Source organism: Phyllobacterium sophorae (assembly GCF_003010965.1).
In the GTDB taxonomy this organism is placed as follows: domain Bacteria; phylum Pseudomonadota; class Alphaproteobacteria; order Rhizobiales; family Rhizobiaceae; genus Phyllobacterium; species Phyllobacterium sophorae.
In genome coordinates this window covers 363,015-375,308 of record NZ_PGGM01000002.1, presented here as the reverse complement: position 1 = coordinate 375,308, position 12,294 = coordinate 363,015, and the positions used below count along the sequence as shown (strand labels likewise).

The 12,294-nt window shown below is 59.3% G+C and carries 11 protein-coding genes; 7 read left to right on the top strand and 4 right to left on the bottom strand.

The window, feature by feature from the left end:
• The first annotated feature begins 63 nt into the window (after window positions 1-63).
• On the top strand, window positions 64-684 hold the full coding sequence (locus tag CU103_RS05715) for a LysE family translocator (protein ID WP_106662963.1): 621 nt from the start codon (window positions 64-66) through the stop codon (window positions 682-684).
• Window positions 685-826: 142 nt separating this feature from the next.
• Complete coding sequence (gene cysK / locus CU103_RS05710; RefSeq protein ID WP_106662962.1) at window positions 827-1,798, top strand: cysteine synthase A; 972 nt, start codon at window positions 827-829, stop codon at window positions 1,796-1,798.
• 71 nt (window positions 1,799-1,869) lie between these two features.
• Here cysK and cckA read toward each other — a convergent pair whose 3' ends face one another.
• On the bottom strand, window positions 1,870-4,467 hold the full coding sequence (cckA, locus tag CU103_RS05705; protein ID WP_106662961.1) for a cell cycle histidine kinase CckA: 2,598 nt from the start codon (window positions 4,465-4,467) through the stop codon (window positions 1,870-1,872).
• Window positions 4,468-5,033: 566 nt separating this feature from the next.
• Between cckA and CU103_RS05695 the strand changes: the two genes are divergently transcribed.
• A complete protein-coding gene (locus CU103_RS05695; RefSeq protein WP_106662959.1) occupies window positions 5,034-6,077 on the top strand; it encodes a CvpA family protein in 1,044 nt (347 codons plus the stop codon).
• A gap of 70 nt (window positions 6,078-6,147) precedes the next feature.
• On the opposite strand, the gene dksA is transcribed toward CU103_RS05695, so the two are convergent.
• Window positions 6,148-6,564, bottom strand: coding sequence for an RNA polymerase-binding protein DksA (gene dksA / locus CU103_RS05690; protein ID WP_091877580.1), 417 nt, complete (start codon window positions 6,562-6,564; stop codon window positions 6,148-6,150).
• Window positions 6,565-6,962: 398 nt separating this feature from the next.
• Here dksA and CU103_RS05685 point away from each other — a divergent pair, with 398 nt between their 5' ends.
• The 4 genes from CU103_RS05685 (at window position 6,963) to CU103_RS05670 (ending at window position 10,767) form a co-directional block, all read left to right on the top strand.
• Complete coding sequence (locus tag CU103_RS05685) at window positions 6,963-7,478, top strand: SixA phosphatase family protein (protein ID WP_106662958.1); 516 nt, start codon at window positions 6,963-6,965, stop codon at window positions 7,476-7,478.
• Window positions 7,479-7,566: 88 nt separating this feature from the next.
• Window positions 7,567-9,027, top strand: a complete 1,461-nt coding sequence (locus CU103_RS05680; RefSeq protein WP_106662957.1) for a YcjX family GTP-binding protein — start codon at window positions 7,567-7,569, stop codon at window positions 9,025-9,027.
• Entirely contained in the window at window positions 9,024-10,097 is a 1,074-nt protein-coding gene (locus CU103_RS05675) for a YcjF family protein (protein ID WP_106662956.1), read from the top strand. The genes CU103_RS05680 and CU103_RS05675 overlap by 4 nt, the downstream gene beginning before the upstream one ends.
• 133 nt (window positions 10,098-10,230) lie before the next feature.
• Entirely contained in the window at window positions 10,231-10,767 is a 537-nt protein-coding gene (locus CU103_RS05670; RefSeq protein ID WP_106662955.1) for a hypothetical protein, read from the top strand.
• A 43-nt stretch (window positions 10,768-10,810) separates the two neighbouring features.
• Here CU103_RS05670 and folK read toward each other — a convergent pair whose 3' ends face one another.
• Window positions 10,811-11,332: a 2-amino-4-hydroxy-6-hydroxymethyldihydropteridine diphosphokinase gene (gene folK, locus CU103_RS05665; RefSeq protein ID WP_210203712.1), complete on the bottom strand. Its 522-nt coding sequence runs from the start codon at window positions 11,330-11,332 to the stop codon at window positions 10,811-10,813.
• Window positions 11,329-12,168 carry a dihydropteroate synthase gene (gene folP, locus CU103_RS05660; protein ID WP_106662953.1) on the bottom strand — a complete coding sequence of 280 codons (840 nt, stop codon included), beginning with the start codon at window positions 12,166-12,168 and terminating at the stop codon, window positions 11,329-11,331. The genes folK and folP overlap by 4 nt, the downstream gene beginning before the upstream one ends.
• Between the last annotated feature and the right edge of the window lie 126 nt (window positions 12,169-12,294).

The window sequence follows — 12,294 nt, the reverse complement described above, 5'->3', positions numbered from 1 at the left end:
TGGACAGAAAGGCGGCACGGTAGTATCGTCCGCCTCCGCCAACCCCATTAGCAGAGCTTCATCATGACACTTGCCGGTTTTGTCGCCTATTCGGGTGCACTCGCCATTGCCGCCGCCATTCCGGGACCGGGAGTAACCGCCCTTGTCGCGAGGGCGCTTGGCTCGGGATTCCGTTCTTCGCTGTTCATGTCGCTCGGGCTCATCATCGGCGACCTCACCTATCTCACCGCGGTCGTGCTCGGTCTTGCCATGGTGGCGCAAACGTTTGGTACGGTTTTCCTCGTGATCAAATGGGCCGGCGTCGCTTATCTTGCCTACCTCGCCTGGGATCTCTGGACCTCCGGCATTTCGGCCGAGAAGATCGAGGCGAAGAAAAGCCGTGGTGGCGCCCTCTCCGCCGTGCTGGCTGGCCTTGCCGTGACACTCGGCAACCCCAAGACCATGCTCTTCTACATCGCACTGACGCCAACTCTGGTCGACCTGCACACAATCACGCTCGCTGATTATTCGATCCTGGCTGCGCTGACGATTCTGGTTTTGCTGGTTGTGCTCGTGCCTTATCTGGCGCTGGCGGCGAAGGCGCGCGGCCTGCTCGCTTCCCCCCGCGCCCTCAAGCGGCTGAACCGCACCGCCGCAGCCTTCATGGCGGGCGCAGCACTGGCCATTGCCGGGCGCGCTTCATAATCCGGAATATTATTCTAACAACGAGCTTATATTAGTAGGCATTTCCGGCCGGCAGGCGGTTTGCGCACGGCTTCGACTATGAATTTTCAGGTACGCCCCATAAGATCGATTCACGACGCAATCCAGAATTGGGAGAATATTCATGAGCCATGATAACGCGCGCAAACCCGGCCGGGGCCGCATTTACAATTCCATTGTGGACACGATCGGCGATACGCCCATTATCCGTCTCGACAAACTGGCCAAGGAAAAGGGCGTCGGCGCCAATCTTCTGGCCAAGCTCGAATTCTTCAATCCCATTTCCAGCGTCAAGGACCGTATCGGCGTCGCGCTGATCGAAGCGCTTGAAGCCCAGGGCAAGGCGACACCGGGCAAGACCACGCTCGTCGAGCCGACCTCCGGCAATACGGGGATCGCGCTGGCTTTTGCTGCTGCAGCAAAGGGTTATCGCCTGATCCTCACAATGCCGGAAACCATGTCGGTTGAGCGCCGCAAGATGTTGAAGCTGCTCGGCGCGGAACTCGTTCTGACGGAAGGCGCCAAGGGCATGAAGGGCGCCATCGCCAAGGCCAATGAGCTTGTCGAGACAACGCCGGATGCGATCATTCCCGGCCAGTTCGACAATCCGGCCAATCCCGAAATCCACCGCAGGACCACGGCCGAGGAAATCTGGAACGATACCGACGGCAAGGTCGATATTTTTGTCGCCGGCATTGGTACTGGCGGTACCATCACTGGCGTCGGCCAGGTCCTGAAGCAACGCAAACCGGACGTGCAGATCATCGCGGTCGAGCCGAAGGATTCTCCGGTGCTGTCAGGCGGCAATCCCGGCCCGCACAAGATCCAGGGCATTGGCGCCGGCTTCGCGCCTGCAGTTCTCGATACGCATATCTACGATGAGGTCATCCAGGTTTCCAACGAGGATTCCTTCGCCAATGCGCGACTGGTGGCGCGGCTCGAAGGCGTGCCGGTCGGTATTTCCTCCGGTGCGGCGCTGACCGCTGCCATAGAGGTTGGCAGGCGTCCCGAAAACAAGGGCAAGAACCTTGTGGTCGTCATCCCCTCCTTCGCCGAACGTTATCTTTCAACGGTGCTGTTTGAAGGACTGGAATAGCTTCTATCGCTGAGCGATGCCTTATTCCCTTGGTGGGCGCAATTGATACCTGCGCCACCGATCTCCAGAATCTATTCGCTCTCGAGCATTTCCTTGACCGCCGTTGCCAGCTGTTTCAGCGAGAACGGCTTCGGCAGGAAGCCGAATTTGGCATCTTCCGGCAGGTTTCGGGCAAAGGCGTCTTCCGCATAGCCCGAAACAAATATGAACTTGATATCCCCATACTCCTTGCGCAGTTCGCGCAGAAGCGTCGGGCCATCCATTTCCGGCATGACGACGTCGGAGACGATGATATCGACCTTGCCGCCAAGCTCCTTCATCACCTCCAGGGCCTCGACGCCGCTCGATGCCTCGTGCACCGTGTAGCCGCGCGACTGTAGCGCGCGCAGGCCGCCCATGCGAACCGCGTCCTCGTCCTCGACCAGGAGCACGGTTGCGGAACCGGAAAGATCGGTGGCTTTTTCCGTCTTCTTCTCCTTCCTGGGCACTTCCGTCACCAGGACTTCGCCATTGGCGTCCAGCATCGCTGGGTGCGTTTCCTCCACATGACGCGGCAGGAAAATGCGGAATGTCGTACCCATGCCGAGTTCCGACTCGGCATGGATCGAACCGCCAGTCTGCTTGATAATACCATAGACCATCGACAGACCGAGGCCAGTGCCCTTGCCCACTTCCTTGGTGGTGAAGAATGGCTCGAAGATTTTCGCGATCACATCCGGCGTCATGCCGGTGCCGGTGTCCGCCACCTCGACCAATACATAATCGCCCGGCACGAGATCGCGATAATTCAGCTCGGCGCTCTCGGCTTCGCTCATGTTTCGCGTACGAATGATCAGGTCTCCGCCTTCGGGCATGGCATCGCGTGCATTGACGGTGAGATTGACCACGACCTGTTCGAACTGGCCGAGATCGGCGCGTACCGGCCACAGATCGCGCCCATGCTCGATCTTGAGATTGACCTGCGTACCGGCAAGGCGCGTCAACAGCATGCGTACATCTGCAATCACATCGGTCAGATTGAGAACTTCCGGCCGAAGGGTCTGACGGCGCGAGAATGCCAGCAACTGACGGACCAATGACGCAGCGCGGTTGGCGTTCTGCTTGATATTCATGATGTCGGCGAAGGACGGATCCGACGCGCGATGATTGGTCAAAAGCAGGTCCGACGACATGATGATCGCGGTGAGAACATTGTTGAAGTCGTGTGCGATACCGCCTGCAAGCTGCCCCACCGCCTGCATTTTCTGGCTTTGGGCCATGGTGGCTTCGAGCGCCTTCTGCTCCGTGGTCTCGACCACGGAAACGATGGCCGCTTCCTCGGCACCGTCTTCCGAACCAGCGTCAAAGACCGGACTGATATAGAAGCGCAAATGCCGCTCTTCATTGCCGGGGATTACCGTATCGACCGGAGAAATCTCCGCCTGGCCGGCGAAGGCTGCTGCCAGCGCCCGGTCGAAAGCCTCGCGATCACGTTCATGCACCACGGTTTCCAGCGGGATGCGCCGATCGATGTCATCGCGATCAACCACAGGCGCGAAAAGGCCGAGGAACCTTGCATTGGTGCGCAGGATCTTGCCGGTGGCGTCGACGGCGGCAATTGCCATGGACGCCGAATTGAAGAAGCGCGTGAACCTTACCTCGGCCGCGCGCAACGCAGCGGAAGTGTCTTCGCCCTCGGCGCGGTTGAGGACGATGGTGCGGGTCGGGCCACGCCTGCCATCGCGCTGGGCCTGAACGCGGTGATAGAAGCGCACGGCAAGGCTCTGGCCATTGGATTTTGCCAGATCGAGATCGATGACCGTATTGCGGCTCGTGCCGGGTTCGGTCTTGACCGCATTGATCAGCGCCATGCCATTGCCTGCGACAATGTCGCGAACCATCATCAAGCCCGGAGTGAACCGGGTCAGATCGACGCCAAGCCATTCGGCGAGGGTGGCATTGATATAGATGATGCGGCCATCCGGATCGGCAGAGAAAAAGCCTGCCGGCGCATGGTCGAGATGATCGATGGCTTCTTGAATATCCTGGAAATAGCGCTCCTGCTCCGCCCGCTCCGCCGAAATGTCGGCGATCTGCCAAGCATAGACCGGCGCCGTCTGGTCGGGAATACCGGCAACGGGCCGCGCCTTGACCCTGTACCAGGTCGGCACTGGCTCGCGCGACGGGTCGAGCGGCCGCGACAGGCGCAATTCCTCCTGGCCGGAAACCCCATCGCGCACGGCGTTGGCGAGCCTGTAGATCGGATCGGAGGCCGCAGCTTCGCTGGAAAGAATATGCTCTATCGCGCGCACATCATTGGAATTGGTGACGCCGGTGAGTTCGGCATAAGCCCGGTTGGCATAGACGATACGGCCCTTCTGGTCGCAAACGACTGTGCCTTCCGGAAATGTATCGACAAAGGCGCGGGTGAGTTCGTCGCTCGTGCCGCGCGGCGTAAACTGGATGACGTTGATTGCTGAACCGAACAGGTAAAACACGCCGGTCATGGCAAGCGTGCCGAGAAGGCCGAGGAGGAACTGCTGTCCAAGCTGATCGCGATAGATGAAATAGAGGATTGAAACTCCGACGAGCAACACGCCGAGAATGACCAGACGCAAGCCCGCCTTGCTCGACTTGGTGTTCGCAATGATCGGTTCTGGATAAAGATCGCTGTTCGTTTCTTGAGACATGCGTCTCAAACCCCTTTTCTTCATCATCGGCCACATCCCTGGATCGGGCCGAGGTCTATTACCGAATCGTTTGGATCATATCTTTGAGGCGGTATAAACCCCATCATTTATGTGCCACAGGGTATTCCACCATTCCGTTCGACAATTGTTCAATTTCGGCCTGCGGATGATCGTTGAGCATCGCATCATCGGGGATGCGGCTAACAATCGCTCGCATCAGGGCCCAGACCCATTGATATGGTCGACAATGGCGCCTGAAACGGCAAAAAGATGCGAGGAGAAGCTTGAAGGGCGGAGTCTTCGCCCCGGACGAACGGTTCGACATTGGAGCTTTCAGCGGTTCCGGCGTCCGGAGGATATGGTCTTTTCGACCGGCTGCATTGTCGCAAAGACTTGAAAATGAACCACATTTCCGTCGCCTTTTGCTCCTTGTATCCGGACGAAAAGCCTCATACCATTTCGACCAGATCAATGGGTCCTGACCCTTGTGTCACGCAAAGTAATGCTCCGGAGCCCGTGTCGGGGACCAAGTTTCGGGTTCGGAGATCGCAAATAAGGAGTTCGTCATGAACGCTTGGCTTGCCACTATCGTTGGCGACACCGCTGCCCCTATCGTGGGATTTGTACTGCTTTTCATTCTGGTGATTGCGCTCCTCCTTATCGTCTTCGCGATCCTGCGGCGGGTGACGGGCGGCACTTTCGTTGCCGGCGGGCGCAACAGGCAGGTGCGCCTGTCAGTTACCGACGCGGCCGCGGTCGACAATCGGAGGAGGCTCGTGCTGGTCAGGCGCGACGATGTCGAACATCTGATCCTGATCGGCGGCCCCAGCGATCTGGTCATCGAGCAGAACATCCGGCAGTTCGCCAAGCAGCCTTCGCGCGCCGAACCGGCTGCGCACGCAGCACCGGCCGAACCTGAACCAAGGGCTGCAAGCGGGACTGCGGAAACGCCGCGCACGCAACCGGCCGCACCAGCCGTGCCAGCTCCGCGCGTCGCCCCTCCGGCCCCGCCAACGCAGCGGCCGGCCCAACCGGTTCAGGCCGCACCAGCACCACAGGTACCGCTTCGCCCGGCGCCGCCGCAGCCGGTGTCACCACCCAGGGACCTGCGCTTGGCGGAGCCTCCGAAACATGCTCCGGCACCCGTTCCCTATGTAACAATCACGCCGGACCCAGCTCCGGCAACAGCGCCGGCGGCCGAACCGCCCGCGGTCAACGCACCGGCACGAGACAACGGCAACAACTGGCAACGTACGGCGTCTCCTTCCTTTGGCACCGCGGCCCGAAGTGAACCGGCCGCCGAAACGGCTGTACCAGAGCGGGCGGCACCGGCAGAGGCCAGAACGACGACTGCGGCCGCCTTCCCCTTTGCCGTACGCAGCGAACCGACATCATCAGCCTACAAGGAACCCTCGCTCGAAGGCCCTGCTGAGACGGAGGAGCCGGAAGTTACCTTGGGGGATCTCGATTTTACGGATGCATTCGAGACCGATGTCGAAAGCGAACTGCACATTGCGCCGGGCAAGGATGAAAAGCCTGCAAAGGCCGACAGCATCGAAGACGAGATGGAACGTTTGCTGGGTGATTTGTCCAAGCCAGAAAAACGCTAGAGCGCCTGCTGTTGCTGCAAAAAGAAAAGGCCCGGGAAACCGGGCCTTTTTCTCATTTGCAGTTGCCAGCTCAGTCGTCGCGGTAGACTTTCTCGCGCCTTTCGTGACGTTCCTGAGCTTCGATGGATAGAGTTGCGATTGGACGCGCATCCAGACGCTTCAGGCTGATCGGATCCCCTGTCTCTTCGCAGAATCCGTAGGTTCCATCGTCGATACGCTGCAATGCGGCATCGATCTTGGAGATCAGCTTGCGCTGGCGGTCACGCGCGCGCAGTTCAATGGCCCGGTCGGTTTCGGAGGATGCACGATCTGCAATATCCGGCAGGTTCGCGTTTTCCTGCTGCAGGATTTCAAGCGTTTCGCGCGCTTCCCGCAGAATGTCGTTTTTCCAGTTGATGAGCTTTTCACGAAAATAGGATTTCTGCCGATCACTCATGAAGGGCTCGTCATCCGTGGGCTTATAGTCAAGATCGATAAGTTTATTCATCTTTGAATCACCCTGCACCTATGAGACGCGAGGAGGCCTATATAGGTCGTGTCAAAGGGGCGCACAACTACAAAAAGACATGTAAATCAAAGAAAGAAATGCCACGAATTTGCTCAAATTATTGGCAAAATCCGCGAAGTTTCGCGATTTTCTGATCCGAAAGATGAGGAAACTGGCCCAATTTCCGCCGTTTCATAGCTCCAACGCACTAAGACCCGTTGCGCGCTGCCTTGCAAAAACGCATCCCGCACAGAATTGTCGCAAACCGGTTTTGCACAATTATTTGATAACTGTCACATTTTCCGCAGACATTTATCGACTATTTGTGTCTTTTCATGAAGCATGACACCTTATCTAGAGCAAGCTTTGTCTAGAACGGAATGCACTGGAGATAACGGATGAGCCAGGTCTATTTGCTGCGGCATGCGAAAGCGGCATGGCCTTCCCCCGGGCAGAAGGACTTCGACCGGACGCTGGATACAGATGGGATCGAAGCCGCCAGGATTCTGGGACAGGAACTGAGGCGAGCCGGCCTGAAACCCGAAATCGTCGTTTGCTCGGCCGCCATAAGAGCGCAGCAAACCCTCGAATATCTCGACCTCGAACCTCCATTCGTCCTCGAACAGTCCGAGAAACTGTTTTCGGGCGGGCCCGACGCCTATCTCATGGCGATCCGCATGGCCGGACTGGAGCATGAAAACGCCAGTTCTATCATGCTCGTGGGCCACAATCCCATGATGGAGGAACTGGCCATCGCCCTCGCCGGACGCGGCAAGCCGCCGTCGCACCCGAATTTTGAGTCCGGTTTTCCAACGGCAGGTCTCGCCGTGATCCAGTTTGACGGGCCGCTCGCAGAGATCCGCCCGGGGACCGGCACGTTGCAAGCATTCTTCTCTCCCTCCACGCATCATTGACACGCCAAATTCTTGCTCAGTTTCTTGCCATTGAACGGGGTTCGTCCCATATGGCTCAGATTGTGACTGCGGCCATAGGACGGTTGAATTGGGAACACTGACGACGCTTACCGACGAAGCGAAAATTGCGCTGGACACCTTGGCCGATCGAACCAGCGCGCTGGTTTCGCCCTCGCTTCGGCTCGGTGTCACGGGTCTTTCGCGCGCCGGCAAGACCGTTTTCATAACCGCGCTCGTGCACAATCTCATCCACGGCGGACGGCTTCCGATGTTTGAGGCTCAAAAATCCGGCCGCATCGCCCGCGCCTATCTTGAAGAGCAGCCGGACGATGCGGTGCCGCGCTTCCAGTACGAAGATCATCTGAAGGCGCTGATCGATGACCGCGTCTGGCCGGATTCAACCCGGGCAATATCCGAACTGCGCCTTACGATCGAATATGAATCGGCTTCGATGTGGAACCGCATGTTTGCCGGCGGCAAGCTGTCGGTAGACATTGTCGACTATCCTGGCGAATGGCTGCTCGATTTGCCGTTGCTCGGCAAATCCTACGCACAGTTTTCAAAAGACTCCTTTGAATTGGCAAAACAGCCAAGCCACTGCGACGTTGCGGTGGACTGGCTGAAGGTAGCTGACAGTGCCGACGCGGATTCAGCTGCGGACGAGATGGCGGCGCAACGGCTGGCAAAAAGTTTTACCGAATACCTGAAGGCAGGCAAAGCCGACGAGCGCGCGCTCTCGACGCTCCCACCCGGCCGCTTCCTCATGCCGGGCGACCTCGACGGTTCGCCAGCGCTTACCTTCGCCCCACTGCCAAATCTTGGCGCGAAACTGCGTCCGGGATCACTTGGTGCGATGATGGAACGGCGCTACGAGGCCTACAAGACCCACGTGGTGAAGCCGTTTTTCCGCGAGCACATTGCCCGGCTTGACCGGCAAATCGTCCTTGTCGACGCCATGCAGGCAATGAATGCCGGCCCGGCTGCAATTGCCGATCTGGAACGGGCGCTGACCGAAATTCTCTCCTGCTTTCGCCCTGGCAGCACCAATTTCCTCACGGGCCTCGTGCAGCGGCGCATCGGCCGCATCCTGGTTGCGGCGACGAAAGCCGATCATCTGCATCATGAGAGCCATGACCGGCTGCAGGCAATTGTCCGCCGCCTTGTTGACCGCGCCATAAGCCGGGCAGATTTTTCCGGTGCGAGCGTTGATGTTCTCGCCATGGCCGCCGTACGGACCACACGCGAGGCAACGGTGACGCAGGGCAAGGAAGTTCTGCCGGTTATTGTCGGAACACCCCTCAAGGGCGAAACGATCAATGGCGAACAGTTCGACGGCAAAACGGAAACTGCGATATTTCCCGGCGACTTACCGGCAAAACCGGATTCAATTTTTGAGCAGGCGGAATCAGTTTCTGAAGACCCCGCGATCCGCTTCGTCCGTTTTCGCCCGCCCCGGCTGGAAAAGACAGCGGAAGGTTTCACGCTGTCCTTGCCGCACATTAGGCTCGATCGCGCACTACAGTTCCTCATCGGAGATCGCCTCGCATGACGGATCATCCTCGCAGACCCGCCTCCTTTCGCCTGGAGCCGCAGGAACCGGCCGAAGCGCCGCGCAAGGCCACATCGATACAGCAGCGCAAGCCGGCCGCGATCAAGGATACCGCAGTTATCACGCCGGCAGCGGTCGATGTATTCGATCCGGACACCGCCACGGCTGACGAACTGGACGGGCTGACCCCGCCACCAGCTATCGCCCAAAAACGGCGCTTCTCCTTTGCCTCCCTGTTGACTGTTACGCTTGGCGTGCTGGTATCGCTGGCGCTCGGCCTTTGGGCCGACAACCTCATCCGCACGCTGTTCGAGCGCGTGCCGTGGCTCGGCTGGGTCGCGCTCGGCGTCAGCGCTGTCGCCGCCTTTGCCCTGATGGCCATCGTGCTGAGGGAAGCGTTCGCACTGCGCCGTCTCGCCTCAGTTCAGAACCTGCGCGACGAGGCCGCCAAGGCCGCCGCCGACAATGATGTGCGGGCCGCCAAAGCTGCCGTCGGCAAACTTGTCTCGATTGCGGAAGCCCTCCCCGCGACGGCCAAGGGCCGGGCACTCCTTCATGATCTGCGCGACGATGTCATAGACGGCCGCGATCTGATCCGGCTCAGCGAGACCGAACTGCTGCGCCCGCTTGACCGGCAGGCGCGCGATATGATCCTCGCCGCCTCGAAGCGCGTTTCAATCGTGACGGCGGTCAGCCCCCGCGCGCTGGTCGATATCGGCTACGTGGTGTTCGAGTCGGCACGCCTCATCCGCCGTCTCTCCGAACTCTATGGCGGACGGCCCGGAACGCTCGGCTTCCTCAAGCTCACGCGCAATGTGATAGCGCATCTGGCTGTCACGGGCACGGTGGCGATGGGCGACAGCATCATCCAGCAGCTCGTGGGACACGGCCTTGCCGCGAAACTATCGGCGCGGCTGGGCGAAGGCGTCATCAATGGCTTGATGACGGCACGCATCGGCATTTCAGCCATGGATCTGGTGCGGCCTTTTCCCTTCAATGCGGAACGACGCCCGAGCATTGGCGATTTCATCGGGGATCTGGCACGCATTGGTGGTGCAAGAAAGCCATAGGCGTCGCTTTACCGACCTCTTGGGGTTGCAATTTCCGTCAAGCCAAGTTTTCTGTGGATGACAACTATCCGTTAACCATTCCGGACGATGATCGGACCAGTGCCATTCCAATGATTTGTGTTGAGTCTTGTCGATGAAAAGAAGCGCAGCAGCCGCTACCCTGTCCCTGTTCGCCTGCGCGCTTCTGGCGTTGCCGGCGCAAGCCAAGGATAAGGATGCCGAGTTTTTCCAGACCGTTGAAGGCCAATGGGTGGGGCCGGGCGAGATTGTTGCCGGCAAATACAAAGGCACCAAGTTCACCTGCACCCTTGATGGCACGACACCCGGAGAGAAAGCCGGCATGACGCTCGATGGCAGCTGCCGCGTTGGCATCTTCAATCAGCCGATGCGGGCAACGATCGTCCGGGCAGGCAATAGCTACAAGGGCAGTTTCCTCGATGGCTCGGCTGGCAAGGGCCTCGACATCACCGGCGGAAATGTCTCCGGCGACAAGGTGGTCCTGTCAATCAGCCGCAAGCAACTCAATGGCGCCATGCAGGCGAAGTTCACCAGCGACAACACGATGAACGTCACCATTTCCGTGCGGCTGGAAGATCAACTCATTCCGGTTGTCGGCATGTCCTTGAAGCGCGTTGACCAGACGGCGGTCGGCAGCATCGCCAAAAACTGAGCATAAATGGTCCGCAGTGCAACGTTACCGGGCCTTTTTTCCATTAATCTGTCTGACGCCACCAGCCCCCGTCGCTGCTGGCTTTTGTCATGCCGGTCTTATCGCATAGCTCGCGCCATGCGGCGACCGGCCTGCCGCTTACCATTAATTCCGGTGCGATATCGGCGAGCGGGACCAGCACGAAGGCACGTTCGGTCATGCGCGGGTGCGGCAGTGTCAGTGTCGGGCTTTCAAACTTGTCCATGCCTTCACAGGCAAGGACATCGATGTCGATGATGCGCGGACCCCAGCGCTCGAGGCGCTGGCGCTTCATGCGCGCTTCGATATCGAGGCAGCTGGCAAGCAATGCCTCCGGTTCAAGCGCGGTCTCAACTTCGGCACAGGCATTGTGAAACCAGGCCTGATCGGTCTTGCCCCATGGCGGGGTCTTGTAAACGGGAGATACCGCACGGACGTTCGTATCATTTCGGCTGTCCAATGCGCGCAGGGCTTGTCCCATGGACGCCACCGGATCGCCGATATTGCCACCAAGCCCCAGCCAGGCCTTGCGCATCGGCATGCTCAACTTCGCCGGCGGCGCGCGTTCAGCATGGCGTCCGCCAGTGCCAGAGCGCTCCGGTTCATCGCAACATCATGCACGCGGAAAATGTCCGCACCCCCGAGCCTCAAGATCGCCGACGAGGCGGAGGTCGCGACATCGCGCTGCTCGGCCTCTCCGCCCGACGTTGCGCCGAGGAAGCGTTTGCGCGAAGTGCCAACGAGGAACGGATAGCCGAAGGCCAAAAGTTCAGAGAAGCGGTCCATCAGGGCGATGTTTTCCGCTGTGTCCTTGGCAAATCCGAACCCCGGATCGAGCACAATCTGGTCGCGTGAGACACCAGCGACCTTGGCAATTTCGAGCGACCGGTTGAGGAACGCGAACTGATCGGCAATGACATCCGGATCACGCTCCCGCTCGCGTCCAGTATGCATAATGACAAGGCCAGCACCGGTTTCGACGGCGAGATCGGCAATAGCCGGCTCGCGCTGAACGCCCCAGACGTCGTTTACAATGTGAGCACCGGCGGCAACGGCGAGGCGAGCGGTCTCTTCGCGATAGGTATCGACGGATATTATAATATCCGTCTCTTTCACCAGCGCTTCGATCACCGGCAGCACGCGGGATTGCTCGACGGCCGGCTCAACGCGCGTCGCACCAGGGCGCGTCGACTCGCCGCCGACATCAATGATGGATGCGCCCTCGGCGATCATCTTGCGCGCGCCGTCCAGCGCGTGACTCAACGAATAGTGAACGCCGCCATCGGAAAAGGAGTCAGGCGTGACATTCAGGACTCCCATGATGAGCGCTTCGTTCCCCAAAGTCAGAGACCGGCCATGTGCCAGTTTCCATTCCCGTTGCATCGGCGCGCTCCTTGAACTTCACAAATCCTTGTCCTGTTTTTGATCAGAACGAGCGTAACGTCAATTCATCAGCAATGTTTTTGACGATAGGGTCAGGATCAGGCAGACTTGGCTGAGAAGGGAAAT

Excerpts from the sequence above, each read along its gene's own strand:
- CU103_RS05675 (WP_106662956.1), top strand. The coding sequence starts at position 9,024 with ATGACGGATCATCCTCGCAGACCCGCCTCCTTTCGCCTGGAGCCGCAG.
- CU103_RS05685 (WP_106662958.1), top strand. The coding sequence starts at position 6,963 with ATGAGCCAGGTCTATTTGCTGCGGCATGCGAAAGCGGCATGGCCTTCC.
- cckA (WP_106662961.1), bottom strand. The coding sequence starts at position 4,467 with ATGTCTCAAGAAACGAACAGCGATCTTTATCCAGAACCGATCATTGCG.
- CU103_RS05695 (WP_106662959.1), top strand. The coding sequence starts at position 5,034 with ATGAACGCTTGGCTTGCCACTATCGTTGGCGACACCGCTGCCCCTATC.
- dksA (WP_091877580.1), bottom strand. The coding sequence starts at position 6,564 with ATGAATAAACTTATCGATCTTGACTATAAGCCCACGGATGACGAGCCC.
- CU103_RS05715 (WP_106662963.1), top strand. The coding sequence starts at position 64 with ATGACACTTGCCGGTTTTGTCGCCTATTCGGGTGCACTCGCCATTGCC.
- CU103_RS05670 (WP_106662955.1), top strand. The coding sequence starts at position 10,231 with ATGAAAAGAAGCGCAGCAGCCGCTACCCTGTCCCTGTTCGCCTGCGCG.
- cysK (WP_106662962.1), top strand. The coding sequence starts at position 827 with ATGAGCCATGATAACGCGCGCAAACCCGGCCGGGGCCGCATTTACAAT.
- folP (WP_106662953.1), bottom strand. The coding sequence starts at position 12,168 with ATGCAACGGGAATGGAAACTGGCACATGGCCGGTCTCTGACTTTGGGG.